12 protein-coding genes are annotated in these 17,946 nt (G+C 71.1%); 9 read left to right on the top strand and 3 right to left on the bottom strand.

Features of this window, described 5'->3' with window-relative positions:
• Positions 1-66 precede the first annotated feature (66 nt).
• Entirely contained in the window at positions 67-1,410 is a 1,344-nt protein-coding gene (locus BKI49_RS03570) for an esterase-like activity of phytase family protein (protein ID WP_095932704.1), read from the top strand.
• Positions 1,411-1,564: 154 nt separating this feature from the next.
• On the opposite strand, the gene BKI49_RS35185 is transcribed toward BKI49_RS03570, so the two are convergent.
• Positions 1,565-2,182, bottom strand: a complete 618-nt coding sequence (locus BKI49_RS35185) for a hypothetical protein (RefSeq protein WP_179332323.1) — start codon at positions 2,180-2,182, stop codon at positions 1,565-1,567.
• Positions 2,183-2,831: 649 nt separating this feature from the next.
• Positions 2,832-3,998 (bottom strand): xylose isomerase, encoded by a 1,167-nt coding sequence (gene xylA / locus BKI49_RS03580; RefSeq protein ID WP_095932706.1) that lies wholly within the window; start codon positions 3,996-3,998, stop codon positions 2,832-2,834.
• A gap of 164 nt (positions 3,999-4,162) precedes the next feature.
• Between xylA and xylB the strand changes: the two genes are divergently transcribed.
• The 7 genes from xylB (at position 4,163) to exaC (ending at position 13,870) form a co-directional block, all read left to right on the top strand.
• Entirely contained in the window at positions 4,163-5,596 is a 1,434-nt protein-coding gene (xylB, locus tag BKI49_RS03585) for a xylulokinase (RefSeq protein WP_095932707.1), read from the top strand.
• 73 nt (positions 5,597-5,669) lie between these two features.
• Positions 5,670-6,878: an ROK family transcriptional regulator gene (locus tag BKI49_RS03590; RefSeq protein WP_095932708.1), complete on the top strand. Its 1,209-nt coding sequence runs from the start codon at positions 5,670-5,672 to the stop codon at positions 6,876-6,878.
• A 388-nt stretch (positions 6,879-7,266) separates the two neighbouring features.
• Positions 7,267-8,751, top strand: a complete 1,485-nt coding sequence (locus tag BKI49_RS03595) for an APC family permease (RefSeq protein WP_095932709.1) — start codon at positions 7,267-7,269, stop codon at positions 8,749-8,751.
• Positions 8,748-9,761: an acetamidase/formamidase family protein gene (locus tag BKI49_RS03600; RefSeq protein ID WP_095932710.1), complete on the top strand. Its 1,014-nt coding sequence runs from the start codon at positions 8,748-8,750 to the stop codon at positions 9,759-9,761. Before BKI49_RS03595 ends, BKI49_RS03600 begins: the two co-directional genes overlap by 4 nt.
• A gap of 83 nt (positions 9,762-9,844) precedes the next feature.
• The gene (locus tag BKI49_RS03605) at positions 9,845-10,441 is read left to right on the top strand and encodes an N-acetylmuramoyl-L-alanine amidase (RefSeq protein ID WP_095932711.1); all 597 of its coding nucleotides are present in this window, start codon (positions 9,845-9,847) and stop codon (positions 10,439-10,441) included.
• A gap of 544 nt (positions 10,442-10,985) precedes the next feature.
• Complete coding sequence (locus tag BKI49_RS03610; protein ID WP_179332324.1) at positions 10,986-12,290, top strand: helix-turn-helix domain-containing protein; 1,305 nt, start codon at positions 10,986-10,988, stop codon at positions 12,288-12,290.
• A 56-nt stretch (positions 12,291-12,346) separates the two neighbouring features.
• Entirely contained in the window at positions 12,347-13,870 is a 1,524-nt protein-coding gene (gene exaC / locus BKI49_RS03615; RefSeq protein WP_095932712.1) for an acetaldehyde dehydrogenase ExaC, read from the top strand.
• A 309-nt stretch (positions 13,871-14,179) separates the two neighbouring features.
• Here exaC and BKI49_RS03620 read toward each other — a convergent pair whose 3' ends face one another.
• Positions 14,180-15,514 carry an FG-GAP repeat domain-containing protein gene (locus BKI49_RS03620; protein WP_143658374.1) on the bottom strand — a complete coding sequence of 445 codons (1,335 nt, stop codon included), beginning with the start codon at positions 15,512-15,514 and terminating at the stop codon, positions 14,180-14,182.
• Positions 15,515-15,807: 293 nt separating this feature from the next.
• On the opposite strand from BKI49_RS03620, the gene BKI49_RS03625 reads away from it, so the two are divergent.
• On the top strand, positions 15,808-17,775 hold the full coding sequence (locus tag BKI49_RS03625; RefSeq protein ID WP_107469313.1) for a hypothetical protein: 1,968 nt from the start codon (positions 15,808-15,810) through the stop codon (positions 17,773-17,775).
• Positions 17,776-17,946 lie beyond the last annotated feature (171 nt).

The following is a 17,946-nucleotide window of genomic DNA, read 5'->3' on the forward strand; positions in this document are numbered from 1 at the left end:
CGCCCGGCGTTGGGGGTCGAGGCCAACTCTGGCCGCTGACACTGAACTTGTGCCCCAGGAGGCCTGATGTCCCCGCACGCCGTCGGCCGGCGCCGCGTCAACCGTTCCGTCGCAGCGGGCCTGCCGCTCGCCGTGCTGGCCGCCCTCGCGGTGGCCGGCTCCGCGAGCGCGGCCGGCAGCCCGGCACAGCCGCAGGTGACGGGCACCGCCACACTCGGCGACGTCCCGCTCGGCGCGTTCAGCAACTCGCTGCTGCCGGGCACGGTGGACGACGACCGGGGTGTGGACCTGGGCGGCATCGGCAGCGACATCTACCCGGCGGGACGCAAGGGCGAGTTCTGGACGGTCACCGACCGCGGTCCCAACGGCCAGATCAAGGTGGACGGCAAGAAGCGCCGGACCTTCCCCGTGCCGGGGTTCGACCCGGCGATCGTGAAGATCCGCGTGACCGGTGACAACGTCAAGGTGATCGACGCGATCCCGATCACCACGTCTTCCGGGAAGCCCGTCACCGGTCTGTCCAACCAGGCCGGACGCGACGAGGCACCGTACTCCTACGACGCGCTGACCCCACTCACGTTCAACCCGAACGGTGTGGACACCGAGGGGATCGTGCGCGCCGCGGACGGCACCTTCTGGCTCGTCGACGAGTACGGGCCGTCGCTGATCCACGTCTCCGCGCGCGGGAAGGTACTCACGCGCTACGTGCCCAAGGGGCTGAACCTGACCGGCGCGGACTATCCGGTGGTGGAGGCGCTGCCGTCGGTTCTGCTGCACCGGAAGATCAACCGCGGCTTCGAAGGGCTTGCCCTGTTGCCCTGCGGCGACCTGGTGATGGCGCTGCAGAGCCCGCTCTCCCTGCCGGACGGCGCCGTGGGAGACGCCTCGCGCACCACCCGGCTGGTCCGCTTCTCCCCCAAGAAGCGTGCCGTCACCGCCGAGTACGCGTACCGCTTCGACCCCGTGAACGTGGTCGACCCGAGCGAGGACGACACCTCGGAGCTCAAGATCTCCTCCGTGGTGGCCGTCGGAGGCGATCGGCTGCTCGTCGAGGAGCGCACCGACAAGGCCGCGCGTCTGCACCTGGTGAAGCTGTCGCGGCAGGCGGACATCCTCGGTGGCCCGTGGGACGACGACACGACGTCGCCCTCCCTGGAGCAGCTCGACGACCCCTCTGCCGCCGGTGTCCCGGTGCTGGGCAAGCACTTGGTCGTGGACCTGGGCACCGTCACGGGGGTGCCCGGAAAGATCGAGGGCGTCGCGCGCGTGGATCACGACACGCTGGCCCTCATCAACGACAACGACTTCGGGATGACCGACGGGTCAGGCGCGTTCGACGCGCAGGGCCGGCTGGTCGACAGCGGCATCGAGACGACGGTGACGTACGTGCGGCTGCCGCACGGGATCTGACGTCTGCGCCGGCCGGTCACGTGCCACGCGCGCGTGGCACGTGACTGGCGGGCGCGCGGGACGGCGGCCGGCAGGCACGCGATCGCGCGGACACCGGCAGACGCGCGATCGCGGGAACGGCGACGGAGCCGGCTGGCGCACGACTGCGTGCCGCTCACTTCAGTGGCTTGGTGAGTTTGTGGGTGCCGTTGCCGACGTCCGCCGCCAGACTGCACGCCACTTTGTCGATGCCGATCCGGTAGCCGCTGGAATCCGGGTACTGCACGAGCGTGCCGCGTACGGTGCCCGCGGACTGCTTGGCAGCCTTGCGCTCCAGGGGCACTCGGCAGAGGGCCGATGCCGCCTTCTTGAGAGCGGCATCGGTGGTGTAGGTGCCTTCGAGTTCCGCCACCTTCACCACTTCGGCGTCGTGCGGCTTGCTGCACGAGCGCTTGGCGGCCTGTCCGGGCCGACTGCCGTCCGCGTCGAAGCAGTCCCCCGTGGTCAGCATGTAGTACGGCAACTCGTTGCCCGCGGGCGTCGGGAAGAGCGATCCGAGGTCACTCGGGACGATGTCGGTGGGCAGGTCCGAGGGGAGGGTCGGCACGGCACTGGGTAGTTCCGAGGGGGCGGAGGGCAGTTCGGACGGGATGCTCAGCGAGGGACCGGGCGTTCGCCGCGTACTTCCGCTGGCCTCCGGCGACTTGTCGTCCTTCCCGCCTCCACCGTCTCCCGTCGCCACCGCGATCACGGCCACCACGACACCGATGGTCACCATCACGGCGAGCACCACGAGGAGCGTGTTCCTGCGCCGTCCGCCCCGGTGGCCTCCGGGTCCGCCGCCCGGCGGTCCGGGAGGTGGCGGTGGCTGCCATCCCCCGCCTCCCTGCGACGGCGGCCCGAAGCCGCCGGGAGGCGGACCGTAGCCCCCTGGAGGGGGACCGTAGCCACCCGACTGCGATCCATGGCCACCTGTCGGCGGCCCGTAGCCACCGGACGAAGGTCCGTAGCCACCGGACGAAGGTCCATATCCGCCCGACTGCGATCCGTCGCCACCTGTCGGCGATCCATAGCCACTGGGCGGTGGGTCGTAGCCTCCCGGTGGTGGGCCGAAGCCACCGTCATCTGGGGGCGGCGTGTCTCCCGGCGGTCGAGGCGGTACGGGCGGCATGGCCATACCGTCAAGAGTCGTGCCGAACCGGTCATCACGCGAGCCCTGCGCGGAAGTTGATACGGACTCATGGCATGGATCGCATGATTCCGCATCATTCACCCAGGGAACGTTCCGAACCCACCGAACCCGCTGCCCCCTCCACACTCACCGATCCCACCGGAGCCGGCCACGAGGTGGGGTCGGAAGGCGCCCGAGCACGAGGCCCGGCCGCGAGATCCCGCTCTGGGGCAGGCCCGCCCGAGGGCGGGCCCACGCCGCGTGGGACCGGTCAGCCCCGCGCAACCAGCAGGTGGTCCATCGCCAGCTGGTCCAGACGCTCGAAGGCCATGCCGCGCGCGGCCGCCGCGTCCACGTCGAAGTCCTCGAAGGCCGTCCGGTCACCGAGTAGCCCCTTCAGGCCGTCGGCCGCCGTGGGCTGCGCCAGCTCGTCCAGACGCGAGGCACGCAGGGCCTCCTGGACCTCGGGGTCGGCACGGAAGGCCGCGGAGCGCTCCCGAAGGATCAGGTAGTTGCGCATGCAGCCGGCGGCCGACGCCCAGACACCGTCGAAGTCCTCGGTGCGCGGCGGCTTGAAGTCGAAGTGCTTCGGCCCGGCGTAACCGGCGCTCTCCAGGAGGTCGACGAGCCAGAACGCGGCACGCAGGTCGCCCGCCCCGAAGCGCAGGTCCTGGTCGTACTTGATGCCCGACTGGCCGTTGAGGTCGATGTGGAAGAGCTTCCCCGCCCACAGAGCCTGCGCAATGCCGTGCGGGAAGTTCAGCCCGGCCATCTGCTCGTGACCCACCTCGGGGTTCACGCCGTACAGCTCCGGGCGCTCCAGGCGCTCGATGAAGGCGAGGGCGTGGCCCACGGTGGGCAGCAGGATGTCGCCGCGCGGCTCGTTCGGCTTCGGCTCGATGGCGAACTTCAGGTCGTAGCCCTGGGAGGTCACGTACTCGCCGAGAAGATCGAAGGCCTCCTTCATGCGGTCGAGCGCGACCCGGACGTCCTTGGCGGCACCGGACTCGGCGCCCTCCCGGCCGCCCCACGCGACATACGTCTGGGCGCCGAGTTCGACCGCCAGGTCGATGTTCCGGATCGTCTTGCGCAGGGCGTAGCGGCGCACGTCGCGGTCGTTCGCGGTGAACGCGCCGTCCTTGAAGACGGGGTGCGTGAACAGGTTGGTCGTGGCCATCGGCACCTTCAGCCCCGTGGCGTCCAGGGCCTGCCGGAACCGCTTGATGTGCGATTCGCGCTCGCTGTCCGAGGACCCGAAGGGGATCAGGTCGTCGTCGTGGAACGTCACTCCGTAGGCACCGAGCTCGGCCAGACGCTGCACCGACTCGACCGGGTCCAGGGCCCTCCGGGTGGCTTCGCCGAACGGGTCCCTTCCCTGCCAGCCGACGGTCCACAGGCCGAAGGTGAACCTGTCCTCGGGGGTGGGCTGGTAGTTCATGTCGCGGCTCCTTGCTTGCTCCGACTATTTCGTCATGGCGGTTAACAAATTAGTATGCGGACGCATCTCTGGGAAGAGACGAAGTGCGAAACCCGGGCCGAGCCGGTCCGGACAGCCCCACAACCAGGACAGATCCCGCGGAGCCGCGGAAGAGGGAGAGCCCGATGTCAGCAGCCGAGGGTCCGCTCGTCGTCGGAGTGGACACGTCCACCCAGTCCACCAAGGCCCTGGTCGTCGACGCATCCACCGGACAGGTGGTTGCCAGTGGGCAGGCACCGCACACCGTCTCCACGGGTGCGGGCCGCGAGAGCGACCCCCGGCAGTGGTGGGACGCGCTCTGCGAAGCGCTGCACCAGTGTGGCGACGCCGCCCACGAGGCCGCCGCGGTCTCGATCGGCGGCCAGCAGCACGGCCTGGTCACCCTCGACGCCCAGGGCGAGCCCGTGCGTCCCGCCCTGCTGTGGAACGACGTGCGGTCCGCGCCGCAGGCCCGCCGACTGGTCGAGGAACTGGGCGGCCCGAAGGCCTGGGCGGAACGCACCGGCAGCGTCCCCGGACCGTCCTTCACCGTGACGAAATGGGCCTGGCTCGCCGAGAACGAGCCGGACGCCGTCCGGGCGACGGCGGCCGTCCGGCTGCCCCACGACTACCTCACCGAACGACTGACCGGACAGGGCACCACCGACCGCGGGGACGCCTCGGGCACGGGCTGGTGGGCGTCCGGGACGGAGGCCTACGACGACGAGGTCCTCGCCCACGTCGGGCTCGACCCGGCGTTGCTCCCCCGCGTGGTCCGTCCCGGCGAGGTGGCCGGAACGGTGCACGCGCAGGGTGGCCTGCCGTTCTCCAGGGGCACCCTGGTCGCGGCGGGCACCGGCGACAACGCGGCCGCCGCGCTCGGCCTCGGCCTGCGCCCCGGCACCGCGGTACTGAGCCTCGGGACGTCCGGCACGGTGTACGCCGTGTCGACGCGGCGCCCCGCCGATCCGACCGGCACGGTGGCGGGCTTCGCCGACGCGCGCGGCGACTGGCTTCCGCTGGCCTGCACCCTGAACTGCACCCTGGCCGTCGACCGTATCGCCGCGCTCCTGGGCCTCGACCGGGAGGCCGTGGAACCCGGATCCGGAGTGACGCTGCTGCCCTACCTGGACGGTGAGCGCACCCCGAACCTGCCGCACTCGGCCGGACTGCTGACCGGGCTGCGTCACGACACGACCGGCGGGCAGCTTCTCCAAGCGGCGTACGACGGTGCCGTGCACTCGCTGCTCGGCGCCCTCGATCTCGTCCTCGACGCGGACGCCGACCGCACCGCGCCCCTGCTGCTGATCGGCGGCGGTGCCCGGGGTACCGCCTGGCAGCAGACCGTGCGGCGGCTGTCGGGGCGGCCGGTGCAGGTGCCCGAGGCCAAGGAACTCGTGGCGCTCGGGGCGGCCGCCCAGGCCGCGGGCCTGCTCACCGGCGAGGACCCGGCCGCCGTCGCCCGACGCTGGAACACCGCTGAGGGGCCGGTGCTCGACGCCGTGGAGCGGGACGACGAGACGCTCGCCAGGATCGCCGGGGTACTCTCCGACGCGGCTCCCCTGCTGGAGCGGCCGTAGTCAGGCCGGCCCGTGCGGGCGGTGGCAGGAGCGTGGTCCCGCGAGGACGACAGGAACGAGGATTGACGGAGGCATGACCGCACCGCTGCACGAGACCCACCCGACCGGATCCGGCCGCCGACTGCCCGACACTCAGCAGGGCATGCGCCGCCGCAACCTGTCCAGGGTCATGCACACCGTCAGTGCCGAGGGGCCGCTGTCGCGGGCTGCCGTCGCCTCGCGGATCGGCCTGACACGGGCGGCCGTGTCGACGCTCGTCGACGAATTGATCCGCTCGGGGCTCCTCGAAGAACTGGGCCCCGAACGGCCCGGCCGGGTGGGGCGGCCGGGCTCGGCGCTGGCCGTCAGCGGGCGCGGTCCCGCCGGGATCGGTGCCGAGGTCGGCGTCGACCACCTCGCGGTGTGCGCCGTCGACCTGCGCGGCGACATACGGGCCCGGGCGGTGCGCCACGGCACGAACCGCGGCCGGTCGCCGGAACCCGTCGTCGAGGAGCTGTCGGCCATGGTGCGGCAGGTCGTCGCCGAGGCGGAGCGCGAGGGGCTGTGGCCCGCGGGCCTCGCGGTGGCCGTGCCCGGTCTGGTGGCGCGCGACGCCCGGACCGTGGTCCGTGCCCCGAACCTCCACTGGCAGGACACGGACCTGAGCGCGCTGCTTCCCGCGGATCTGCCGCTCACCGTGGACAACGAAGCCAACTTCGGCGGCCTCGCCGAACTGTGGCTCGGCGACGCGACCCCGCGCGACTTCCTGCACGTGTCCGCGGAGATCGGTATCGGTGCCGCGGTCCTCGTCGACGGGCACCTGCTGCGCGGAACCCGTGGCTTCGCCGGCGAGTTGGGGCACGTGCCGGTGCATCCCGACGGGCCGGAGTGCCCGTGCGGTGGACACGGCTGCCTCGAACAGTACGCGGGAGAGGAGGCCGTCCTGCGTGCCGCCGGTCTGGAGCCGGGCGAAGACCGGGTGGGACTGCTGTCCGAGCGCGCCGCGCAGGGCGACCCGCACGTACGGCGTGCCCTGCGTGATGCGGGCACCGCGCTCGGCATCGCGCTGACGGGGGCGGTCAATCTGCTGGACCCCGAGACGGTCGTGCTGGGAGGTGCGCTGTCCGGTCTCGCACCCTGGCTGCTGCCGTCGCTGGAGGAGGAGCTGGCCCGCCGCACCGCGGGTCCCGCCTGCGCCGTGTCGGTTTCCCGGCTGGGGCCCGAGGGACCCTTGCTGGGCGCCGCGCATTCAGTGGTGCGAGGTGTGCTGGACGACCCGGCGGCGGTGGCGGAGCGGGCCTAGCCCGGGCACGCGGTGGTGGCGGAGCGCGCCCGGCCCGATACGACAGCGGTTGCGAAGGCGCGCGAAGCAGGCCCGGCCCGATCCACCGGTCATCGCGGGACAGGCTCAGCCGGACGCGCTTCGCGCCCGTCAGTACACGGCCGTCGGCACGCAGCCGTCTGCACGCCGGCGTCGGTGCGCGGGCATCGGTGCGCGGGCGTCGGTGCGCGGGCGTCAGCGCACAGGTGGGACTCCCCCTTTCGGGTGGCCGAGTTGTCCACAGTCACGGACTTGTCCACGGACTGACGCCTCGCTCTTCCGGCCCAACCGGCAAGCGCCGTACCGTAATTCACGCGAGGCGCAGCCGCCCGGTGGGTGGCTGCGCGCCGGGCGGATCGGGGGGGTTCACATGTCGGGGGAGACAGTTCCAGGACTGCGGCGTGAGGCGATCGGGCTGCGCGAGGTCCTGTTCCAGAGCATCACGGCCATGGCGCCGGCGGCAGCGGTCGCCGCGTCCATCCCGTCGGGCGCGGCTTTCGCAGGCGGCAGTCTGCCGCTGTCCGTGCTCATCGCGCTCGTGGCATGTCTGTTCACCGCCTCGTGCGTGGCCGAGCTGGCCAGGGAACTGCCCTCGGCCGGTTCCGTGGCCACCTACGCGGCTCAGGGCCTGCACCCGGCTGTCGGCTTCCTCGTGGGCTGGGGCTACGTGTTCGTCGAAGCACTCGTGCCGCCGCTGCTGCTCCTGCAGCTCGGCTTCACCACGGCGGGCACACTGCACCAGGAGTGGTCGTCGTATCCGGACGACCTGTGGTGGCCCTGGTCGCTCGCGGGAGCCGCGATCATCGCCGTCGCGGGCTACTTCGGAGTGCGCGCCTCGGCACGCTTCGGCACCGTCCTCGGCGTCTTCGAGGTACTGGTCTTCCTGGTGTTCGCGGTATGGCTGATCGCCGAGGCCGGCGGCGACAACACCCTGTCGGTGTTCGGCACGTCCCACACGGCCGACGGATATGAAGGCATCAGCGGCGTGTTCGCGGGATCGGTGTACACCGTGCTCGCCTTCGCGGGGTTCGAGGCGGCCGCCCCGCTCGCCGAGGAGACAAAAGACCCGCGCCGCACGATGCACCGGGCCGTGCTCGGCGCGGCACTCGCGATCGGCCTCGTGTACGTCGTGACGACCTACGCCATGTCCGTCTACTTCGGCCCGGACCGCTTCACCGGGTTCGGCGCCTCGGGGGCCGCCTCGTGGGAGGGCGTGGCACGCGCCTCGTTCGGCCTGTTCTGGGTGCTCGTGTTCCTTGCGGTGGTCAATTCTACGATCGCCAACGCCAACGCCTGTTCCAACGTCTCCACGCGAACGGCCTTCGCCCTGGCCCGGATCCGGGTGTTCCCCGCGCTCTTCGCGAGCCTGCACCCCCGGCACCGCTCCCCCGTCGCCGGCGTCGTCGTGCAGGGTGCGGTGGCACTCGCGGCCATGCTGGGACTCGGTTTCGCCTACGACCCCGTGACGGCGTTCCTCCTGCTCGCGACGGTGATCGTCACCGTGGTCATCGGCGTGTACATCGTGGTGAACCTGGCTTGCGCGGGCTACTTCCTGCGGCGCAGGCGGGAGTTGTTCCGCCCGGTGCGGCATCTCCTGTTCCCCGTGCTCGGGATCGCCGCGTTCGTTCCGGCGCTGCTGACCGCGGCGGGGCTGCCGGTCTTCGACTTCGTCTCCGAGCTGACGGCTCCCGTGTCGTACGCCGGACCGGTGGTCGGGGTCTGGATGCTCGCCGGGGTCGCTGTGCTGATCGTGCTGCTGCGCCGTCATCCGGGGCGCATAGCCGAGACCGCGCGTGTCCACCTCGATGAGACCCCCACCGCCGAACCCCGGCAGAGCGGAGCCGTGCAGTCATGAGCGACCCCCGGATCCTGACCGTGCGGCCCGCCCCGGGCGAGTACGCGTGGACGTTCGGCGGTGCGCCGCCCGTGGCACGCATCGAGCCCGGCACGGTCCTCGACCTCTACACGGAAGACTGCTTCGCGGGACGGGTGCGGTCCGAGAAGGACCTGGTGTCCGAGGTCTGCGAGTTCCCCTATCTCAATCCGCAGACCGGCCCCTTCCACGTGGTGGGTGCGGAGCCCGGTGACACGGTCGCGGTGCATTTCGTGTCCATCGAGCCGGCTCGTGACTGGGCGGCATCGACGACGGTTCCCCTCTTCGGGGCGCTCACTTCCACGCACACCACGGCCACCTTGCAGCCGCCGCTGCCGGAGACCGTGTGGATCTGGCAGCTCGACCGGGAGCGCCGCACCGCCCTGTTCAGTGCGCGTGACAGCGACATCGAGGTCGAGCTCCCGATGGATCCGATGCACGGCACCGTCGGGGTGGCGCCGGCGAACCTGGAGGTGCGTTCGGCGCTGGTGCCCGACGCTCACGGCGGGAACATGGACACACCGGAGATGCGGGCGGGCGTGACCTGTTATCTCGGTGTGAATGTCGAGGGCGCCCTGCTGAGTCTCGGCGACGGGCACGCCAGGCAGGGCGAGGGCGAGACCTGCGGGGTGGCCGTCGAGTGCGCGATGAACACGATGGTGATCGTCGAACTCCTCAAGCAGGTCGCCACGCCGTGGCCGCGCATCGAGTCGGACACGCACATCGTCTCGACCGGTTCGGCGCGCCCTCTGGAGGACGCGTTCCGGATATCGCAGCTCGACCTGGTGCAGTGGCTGGTGCGTGACTACGGCTTCAGCGAGCTGGACGCCTACCAGTTCGCGACCCAGGCCGTCGAATCGCCGCTCGCCAATGTCTGCGACACCAACTACACGTGCGTGGCCAAGCTCCGCAAGGAGTGGCTGCCGACGCGAGAGACTCACCGCGGACTGCACCGGCAACTCCGCGAGAAGGCCGCCACCCTCCGGCGGTGAGACACGCGAGCGCCGGCTGGACGCCCACCACGATCGAGACCATCCGCCACAGGTACCCCCCACACGTGAAAGGCGTACACACCATGGAGCGAGCGAGATCGTTCCCGAGCCGCCGGCGGCTGCTCAAGGGCGCGGCCCTGGCCGCCCTCCCCTACGCGTTAGCCCCCGGTACACGCGCCACGGCACAGACGGCCGTCGACTATCCGAGCGCCGAGTGGACCGCGGCGAGCAAGTCCAACTACACGGCGTCCAACCGGCCGACGACCTATCGGCTCAACTACGTGATCATCCATGTCACCCAGGAGAAGTACAGCGACACGCTGTCCATCTTCGCGAACCCGCAGAAGCAGGTGTCGGCCCACTACGTGGTGCGATCGGCCGACGGACATGTCGCGCAGTGCGTCAGGGAGCGAGACGTCGCCTGGCACGCGGGCAACTGGGACTACAACACCCGCAGCATCGGTATCGAGCACGAGGGCTGGGTGGACCAACCCGCCTACTTCACCAACGCCCTCTACGAGGAGTCCGCCAAGCTCACCGCCTCGATCTGCACCAAGTACGGCATTCCGAAGGACCGCGCCCACATCATCGGGCACTACGAGGTGCCGGGCACCGACCACACCGACCCCGGACCGAACTGGGACTGGACGCGCTACATAAGACTGGTCAACTTCGCCTGACACCCTGGCTCCCGGGCCTTCAGGGACGCCGAGGCCCGCAGGACGACGCCGACACCGCGACAGGATCGGCAGGCGGAGGTCAGCCGGCACGGGCCGGTCCGGCACGGCGGATGTACAGCTGCTCCGGGCTGGTCCGGCGTCGCGGTGGTGCGGGCCCTGCGGGTTCGGCCGGCAGGACGGACGTTGGGCACCACAGGCACGGCCGGCAGCGCGGACGTGCGGGCACCTCGGGCTCGTCGGGCAGGACGGACGTGCGGGCACCGGGGGCCGGTCCGGCAGCGCGGACGTGCCGGTGCGGTGGACTCGGCCGGCAGGACGGACGTTGGGCACCACAGGCACGGCCGGCAGCGCGGACGTGCGGGCACCTCGGGCTCGTCGGGCAGGACGGACGTGCCGGCACCGGGGGCCGGTCCGGCAGCGCGGACGTGCCGGTGCGGTGGCCGCCCCCACGGTTGGATTCGGTGCAAGGACGGGCACACAGCTTGTCCGGGCGCGCACCGGGAGTGACGATGGTCCCAGCCGCATCGCCTTCCGGGAGGCCGAGTTGACCGATCCCTGGGTGGCCCTGGAGCCAGGAGCCGACCCCGTCCAGCGCATGCGGGTCCTGCGTCGTGCGCATCAGTCGTTCACCGAGGCGGGCACGGTGACACGGCCGGTGCGGTCCGTCGTGGCCGACTCGTGGCGGCGTTCGGCGCGGGCCGGGGTGGCCCCCGACGGTACGGCGAGCGTCGAGCTCACCGACGGGGACCTCGGCTCCTACCGGGCGGAGCATCCGCTGGCCAGGGTGATGCCGCTGTTCCGGGAACTGATGGGGACGTTCGCGGCGGACGGGGAGCATCTGCTCGCGGTGTGCGACGCGCAGGGCCGGCTGCTGTGGGTGGAGGGCCATCCGGTGACGCGGCGGCAGGCGGACCGGATGAACTTCGTACCGGGAGCGCGCTGGTCGGAGACCGCCGTGGGGACGAACGCGCCCGGCACGTCGGTCGCCGTCGACCGGCCGGTGCAGGTGTTCGCGGCCGAGCACTTCAGCCGGCGCGTCCAGCCGTGGACGTGTGCGGCGGCGCCGGTGCACGACCCGCGCACCGGGCGGGTGCTCGGCGCGGTGGACATCACCGGCGGGGACGGGCTCGCGCATCCGCACAGTCTCGGTTTCGTGCAGGCGGTGGCGCGGGCGGCCGAATCCCACCTGGCGTTGCTCGCACCGCCCGAGACCAGGAACGACGGCCTGGAGCTGACCGCGCTGGGCCGTGACGAGGCCCAGCTGCTGGCGGGGGGCCGCAAGATCAGGCTCAGTCGCCGGCACAGCGAGATCCTGGTGCTGCTGGCCCGGCATCCGGAGGGTCTGACGGGTGACGAGTTGCTGTGCGCGCTGTACGAGGACGAGTCGGTGACGCCGGTGACGCTGCGCGCCGAACTGGCCAGGCTGCGCCGACTGCTGGGACCGGGTCTGCTGGAGTCGCGCCCCTATCGGCTCACCGTGCCGGTCGAGTCCGATGTCGCGGTCGTGGAGCGGCGGCTCGGGACCGGATCGGTGACGGCGGCCATGGCGGCGTACGCGGGTCCGCTGCTGCCGAGTTCGGGGGCGCCCGCGGTGGTCCGGCTGCGGCGCAGGCTCGCGGACGGTCTGCGTACGGCGCTCGTCGCCCGCCGCGATCCCGATCTGCTGGCGGACTGGGCGCGCGCGCCCTGGGGCGAGGACGACCTGGACGTGTGGCGCGCGCTGGCTTCGGTACGCCCGACGGCGGCCGTCCGGTCCCGGCTGGACGCGCTGGAGCGTGAGCTGACGGCGGCATGGCCTCGGGGCCGGGCGCCGGGCGGTGCAACGTCCTCGCAACGTCCGCACTCCTAGCCTCGCGGCGAGAGCTGCCCAACGGCGGGCAGCGCTTCTCCGGGAGGCAGACCAGCATGACCCGTTACGCGGCGCCCGGCACCGAGGGCGCGATCGTCTCCTACCAGGCGCGTTACGACCACTTCATCGGCGGGGAGTACGTGCCGCCGGCTCGCGGGCAGTACTTCGAGAACCCGAGTCCGGTGAACGGGCAGCCGTTCACCGAGGTCGCGCGGGGCACCGCGGAGGACGTGGAGCGCGCGCTGGACGCGGCACACGCCGCGGCTCCCGCGTGGGGACGCACCTCCGTGACAGCGCGCGCCGACATCCTGCTCAAGATCGCGGACCGGATGGAGGCGAACCTGGAGAAGCTGGCGGTCGCCGAGAGCTGGGAGAACGGCAAGCCGGTACGGGAGACCCTGGCGGCCGACATCCCGCTCGCGATCGACCACTTCCGCTACTTCGCCGGGGCGATCCGCGCCCAGGAGGGCTCGCTCGGTGAGGTGGACGACGACACCGTGGCGTACCACTTCCACGAGCCGCTCGGTGTGGTCGCGCAGATCATCCCGTGGAACTTCCCCATCCTGATGGCGGTCTGGAAGCTCGCCCCCGCGCTGGCGGCGGGCAACGCGGTCGTCATCAAGCCCGCGGAGCAGACCCCGGCGTCCATCCACTACTGGATGAGCCTGATCGCGGATCTGCTGCCCCCGGGCGTGGTGAACATCGTCAACGGCTTCGGGGTGGAGGCGGGCAAGCCGCTCGCGTCCAGCCCCCGGGTGGCGAAGGTCGCCTTCACCGGTGAGACCACGACGGGGCGGCTGATCATGCAGTACGCCTCGGAGAACATCAAGCCGGTCACGCTGGAGCTGGGCGGCAAGTCGCCGAACATCTTCTTCGACGACGTGTGGGCCGCCGACGACGACTTCCGGGACAAGGCGCTCGAAGGCTTCACCATGTTCGCGCTCAACCAGGGCGAGGTCTGCACCTGCCCGTCGCGGGCGCTCGTCCAGCGCGGTCAGTACGGCGACTTCATGGCGGCGGCCGTCGCCCGCACCGAGCTCATCAAGCCGGGCCACCCGCTGGACACCGACACGATGATCGGCGCCCAGGCATCCAACGACCAGCTGGAGAAGATTCTCTCCTACCTGGACATCGGCCGGCAGGAGGGTGCCAAGATCCTCACCGGTGGCGAACGGATCGAGCACGACGGCGAGTTGAAGGGCGGGTACTACGTCCAGCCGACGATCTTCGAGGGCGACAACCGGATGCGGATCTTCCAGGAGGAGATCTTCGGGCCGGTCGTCTCGGTCACGTCGTTCGACGACTTCGACGACGCCATCAAGATCGCGAACGACACGCTCTACGGGCTGGGCGCCGGTGTCTGGACGCGGGACATCAACACCGCGTACCGCGCGGGCCGCTCGATCCAGGCGGGCCGCGTCTGGACCAACTGCTACCACGCCTACCCGGCGCACGCCGCGTTCGGCGGCTACAAGCAGTCCGGCATCGGCCGCGAGACGCACAAGATGATGCTGGAGCACTACCAGCAGACGAAGAACCTGCTGGTGTCCTACTCCCCGAAGAAGCTGGGCTTCTTCTAGAGCCCGAAGTCGGATGGCCTGGAGGCTTCGTTGCCCTCCAGGCCATCCGACGCCGGAGCTACGCTCCACGATCAACACAGCGCCCAACGCCACTGCACGGGCTCCAAGTGAATCCGTCCCGGGCCAGCCACGGGCCGAGCGGCGTCCTCCGCGCACGGTCCCGCCCGCCGCCTTCGACGAGGCACCGCAGGGCCTGCTGGGCGTCAAGCCCACAGCCCAAAGAACAACGACATTGGTGGCGGCCGGCCCAGGGGAAGTCCCCGGCCACGGCGATGTCCTGGGAGAGGCGGCCGTCGCCCTGCGAGGAAATCACGGGCCGTTGCTGACCGCCGTGGTCGAGGAGGCGTCCTGGCCCGGGTTGACGAACACCCCGCCGGGGTAGCTGACATCGCACAGACCATCACCGTCGACGTCGCCGAGCGTCACGTCGGCGAGCCGCGTGGTCGACTGGTTGAGGTAGCTCCAGCGCCCGCCGAGCGAACTGGACTGGTACCACCAGGTGATGCCGGTGGCGATGAAGGCGTCGTTGACGCCGTCGCCGTCGAAGTCGCAGTACTTGCGCTGGCCGCCGGTGTAGGAGTCGAGGGTGTTGGCGGACTGGTGCAGCCCGGTCTCGGTCTGGTCCAGTGCGGCGTGGATGGGCAGGATCGAACCCACCCACAGGCTCGAATGCCGGAAAACGTTGTGCGACACGGTCATGCCGACACTGGGCGTCCCTCGCAATTTGACACCCGTGCCGTTGGTGTACCAGACCGTGTTGTACTCCACGTCCATGTACTCGCCCGCGGAGCCGCACTCGTAGCTGCAGGACGAGTCGTTGCCGTGCATGTCGATCTCATGGGTGTGCCAGACATGGGAGTTGTCTCCGCCGCCGCCCCAGATCAGGTTGCGGTACGCCAGATAGCCGTCTCCGGCCGAACCGTCGCCGGTGATCGCGTGCCGGTTGTAGTCGAACACGTTCCGCTCGACCAGCGCATAGGCGCCGTGGCCCATCACCACGCCGTAGCCCGCGCCGTGACCGCAGCAGATGATGCCGGTGGGGTGCTGGTTGTGGTGGATGTAGTTGTCGTGCACCCACACGGTCTGGGCGTTCCACAGGCCGATCCGGCTCTGGCCGTCCTGGATGTTCACCGCCGAGCCGCGCCAGTGATCGATCTCGCTGTGGTCGATCTCCACGTTCAAGCTCGAGTCCACCCGAATTCCGTCGGAGTCGCTGGTGTCGACCGCCGAATAGGGGTCGTCACTCTCCGCGCCCTGCAACCGGATTCCGCTGAACCGCACGTTGTCGCTGTGCGTACCGTCCCCGTCGTTCCCGACCCTGAAGAGGATGTGCGGGAACGACGTCGTGAACAGCCGCGGGCCCTGCGGGCGCTGCGTCCGGTCACCCAGGATCTGGACGCCCGGGGCGACCGGCAGATACTCCCGTCCGGTCAGGTCCAGATCCACGTTCCCGGCGATCCGCACCACCGCGTCCGGGGTGTCGATCGCCTGCACGAACAGGTCCTGCTGGCTGTTGGAGGTGATGGAGAAGACCGGCCCCGCGGCGGGGGCGGCGGACACCGCCGGACCTCCACTGAGCAGCAACCCGAAGGCGAACGCCACGGCGCCGCTCAGGGCCGAGCGTCGATGCCCGAAAAAGCCCACGACTGAGCCCCCTTCGAAAGAGTGGACGATTGAATGTGTCACTGCGAGGTGAGCGTTCCACTCCGTGCCCTCCCGTGCCCTCCCGTTCCCCCGTCGTCCGCCGCGGGTCCCGGACTCCGGGCCTCATGCGCTGTCCACCTGCCCTACAACTTGGGCCTGTTCCCCCGCTGCGGCCTCTGCGCTAGGCTCACTCGTCGTCCCCCGCCTGTGGCAAGGCCACCGATCACGACCCACACGGCGGTCCGGCCGGCTTCACCTGGCGTTGTCGAGTGCACCCAGGAGAGAAATCAGCCGTGAACAATGCCGATGCGCCCGTTCGGGACGCGTCCGGGTCGGACGCCCGGCGGCCCGGTGAACTTCAGACCCTGCTCGACGAGGGCACCCGTGCCGTCGTCGACGACGGCGATCTGCGCACCGGCCGGGACCGCTTCGAACGCGCCTACCGGATCGCCGAGTCGGTGGGCGAGGAACGGTTAATGGCGGCGGCCGCCCTCGGCTTCGGTGGCCTGTGGGTGCACGAGCACCGCACGGTCGCCGGCTCGGTACTCCTGGAATCGCAGTTACGACGGGCGCTGGAGCTGCTGGACCCCGAGTCCTCGTTGGCGCTGCGGCTGCGGATCCGGCTGGCCGGGGAGGGCGACTACCGCAACAGCGACAACACGGCGATACTGGCGCTGCTCAAGCAGGCGAGGGCACGACAGAATCCGATGGCGCGTGCGGAGGCCTTGAGCCTGGCCCATCACTGCCTGATCGGCCCGGAGCACGGCGCACTGCGCCGGGAACTGGCCGCCGAACTGGTCGCGGAGAGCTTCCGTACCTCCCGCCGCAGCGATCTGCTGATGGGCCTGCTGTGGCAGACGGTCGACATGTTCCTGGACGGCGACCCGCACGCGGAACGCTGCCTGGCGGAGCTGCGCGGCCTGCTGGCCGAGCAGGACCATCTCGCGGTGGGCTTCGTCGTGAGCGCGATGGAGGTCATGCTCGCCGTCCGCGCCGGCCGCCTCGACGAGGCAGAGGCGCTGGCCAGGGCCTGTACTGAGCGCGGGATCGCCGCCGGTGACGTCAACGCCACGGTGTGGCAGGCCGCACAGCTGGTGACCATCCGCTGGTACCAGGGCCGGGTGGTCGAGCTCGTGCCGCTGCTCAGCGAAATGGTCAACTCCCCGACGCTGAGCGCTGTGGACGATCACGCCCTGGCCGCGCTGGCGGTGGCCACGGTGACGGCCGGGGACCGGCGAAAAGCCGTCAGCGCGCTGGCCACGCTGTGCGGCCGCGACCTCGGTGACCTGCCTCGGTCGAGCAGTTGGATGGTGACGATGCACGGTGTCGCGGAGGCCGCCTATCTCCTTGACGACACCGCCACGGCGGCGCGGGTCTACGAGCTGCTGAGTCCGTACGGTCACCTGCCGATAGTGGGCAGTCTTGCCGTCGCCTGCTTCGGCTCGGCCCACCACGCGCTGGGGGTCGCCGCATTGACCATGGGAGACGTCGACCGGGCCGTGACCCATCTGCGGGACGCGGTACAGCAAAACCTCGCCCTCGCGCACTGGCCCGCGGTCACGGCCTCCTGGGACCGTCTCGCGGTGGCGCTCGTACGGGCAGGCCGGCAGGCGGAGGCCGACGCCGTCCGGCGCGAGATGGCCGCGGCCGCCGAGGAGGCCGCGGCGGCGCCGCCGCAGAAGGACGGACATGGCGGCGCGGATCCGCATGGCGAGGACGGGCAGGGCCAGCCCGCGGCGTTCTGTACCCGGCTGGGCCGTAAGTGGCGGATCGAGTTCGGCGGGCGCAGCGTCCTGGTGGAGCACAGCGTGGGGATGCTGCATCTGGTGGTACTGATCGCCAACCCGCGCCAGGAGATCCGGTCCGTCGACCTCGTGGCGGGGCTGACCGCGCTCAACGAGGCCGCCGAGCACACGGCCCTGTCCGGGCAGCCGGTACTGGACCGGGTGGCGGCGCAGGAGTACCGCAATCGTCTGGCCCGGCTGCGCACCGAACTGGACGAGTTCCAGGCGGCCGACGACCATGAGCGCGCCGCCGTGGCCCAGGTCGAACACGACTGGCTGATGAGCCAGCTGGCGGGTGCCACCGGCCTGAGCGGACGCGCCCGCCGCTTCCCCGAGGGCGAGGAACGCTCCCGGGTCGCGGTGAGCAAGGCCATCCGCCGGGCGCTGGACCGGATCGCGGCAGCCGATCCGGTGATCGGTGAACACCTGCGGCACGCGGTGCACACCGGGGTGCGGTGCTCGTACTGGCCCGCCTGACGCGTGTCAGGCCGCGCTTCCGCCCGGATCGAAGGGCCGCCCGCCCGGCACCCCGCCGCGGCGCCGGCAGGGCCTGCGAAGTCGAGCAGGGCGCTTCAGGTGCGGCGGACCGGGCTACGGTGCTCCTACCGGCCCACGTGGCGTACCACCGGCACCGTCCCGTGCGCATGC

The organism is Streptomyces sp. Tue6028, from assembly GCF_002300165.1.
Classification (GTDB): Bacteria; Actinomycetota; Actinomycetes; order Streptomycetales; family Streptomycetaceae; genus Streptomyces; species Streptomyces siamensis.

Excerpts from the sequence above, each read along its gene's own strand:
- BKI49_RS03590 (WP_095932708.1), top strand. The coding sequence starts at position 5,670 with ATGACCGCACCGCTGCACGAGACCCACCCGACCGGATCCGGCCGCCGA.
- xylA (WP_095932706.1), bottom strand. The coding sequence starts at position 3,998 with ATGAACTACCAGCCCACCCCCGAGGACAGGTTCACCTTCGGCCTGTGG.
- BKI49_RS03605 (WP_095932711.1), top strand. The coding sequence starts at position 9,845 with ATGGAGCGAGCGAGATCGTTCCCGAGCCGCCGGCGGCTGCTCAAGGGC.
- xylB (WP_095932707.1), top strand. The coding sequence starts at position 4,163 with ATGTCAGCAGCCGAGGGTCCGCTCGTCGTCGGAGTGGACACGTCCACC.
- exaC (WP_095932712.1), top strand. The coding sequence starts at position 12,347 with ATGACCCGTTACGCGGCGCCCGGCACCGAGGGCGCGATCGTCTCCTAC.
- BKI49_RS03600 (WP_095932710.1), top strand. The coding sequence starts at position 8,748 with ATGAGCGACCCCCGGATCCTGACCGTGCGGCCCGCCCCGGGCGAGTAC.
- BKI49_RS03595 (WP_095932709.1), top strand. The coding sequence starts at position 7,267 with ATGTCGGGGGAGACAGTTCCAGGACTGCGGCGTGAGGCGATCGGGCTG.
- BKI49_RS03570 (WP_095932704.1), top strand. The coding sequence starts at position 67 with ATGTCCCCGCACGCCGTCGGCCGGCGCCGCGTCAACCGTTCCGTCGCA.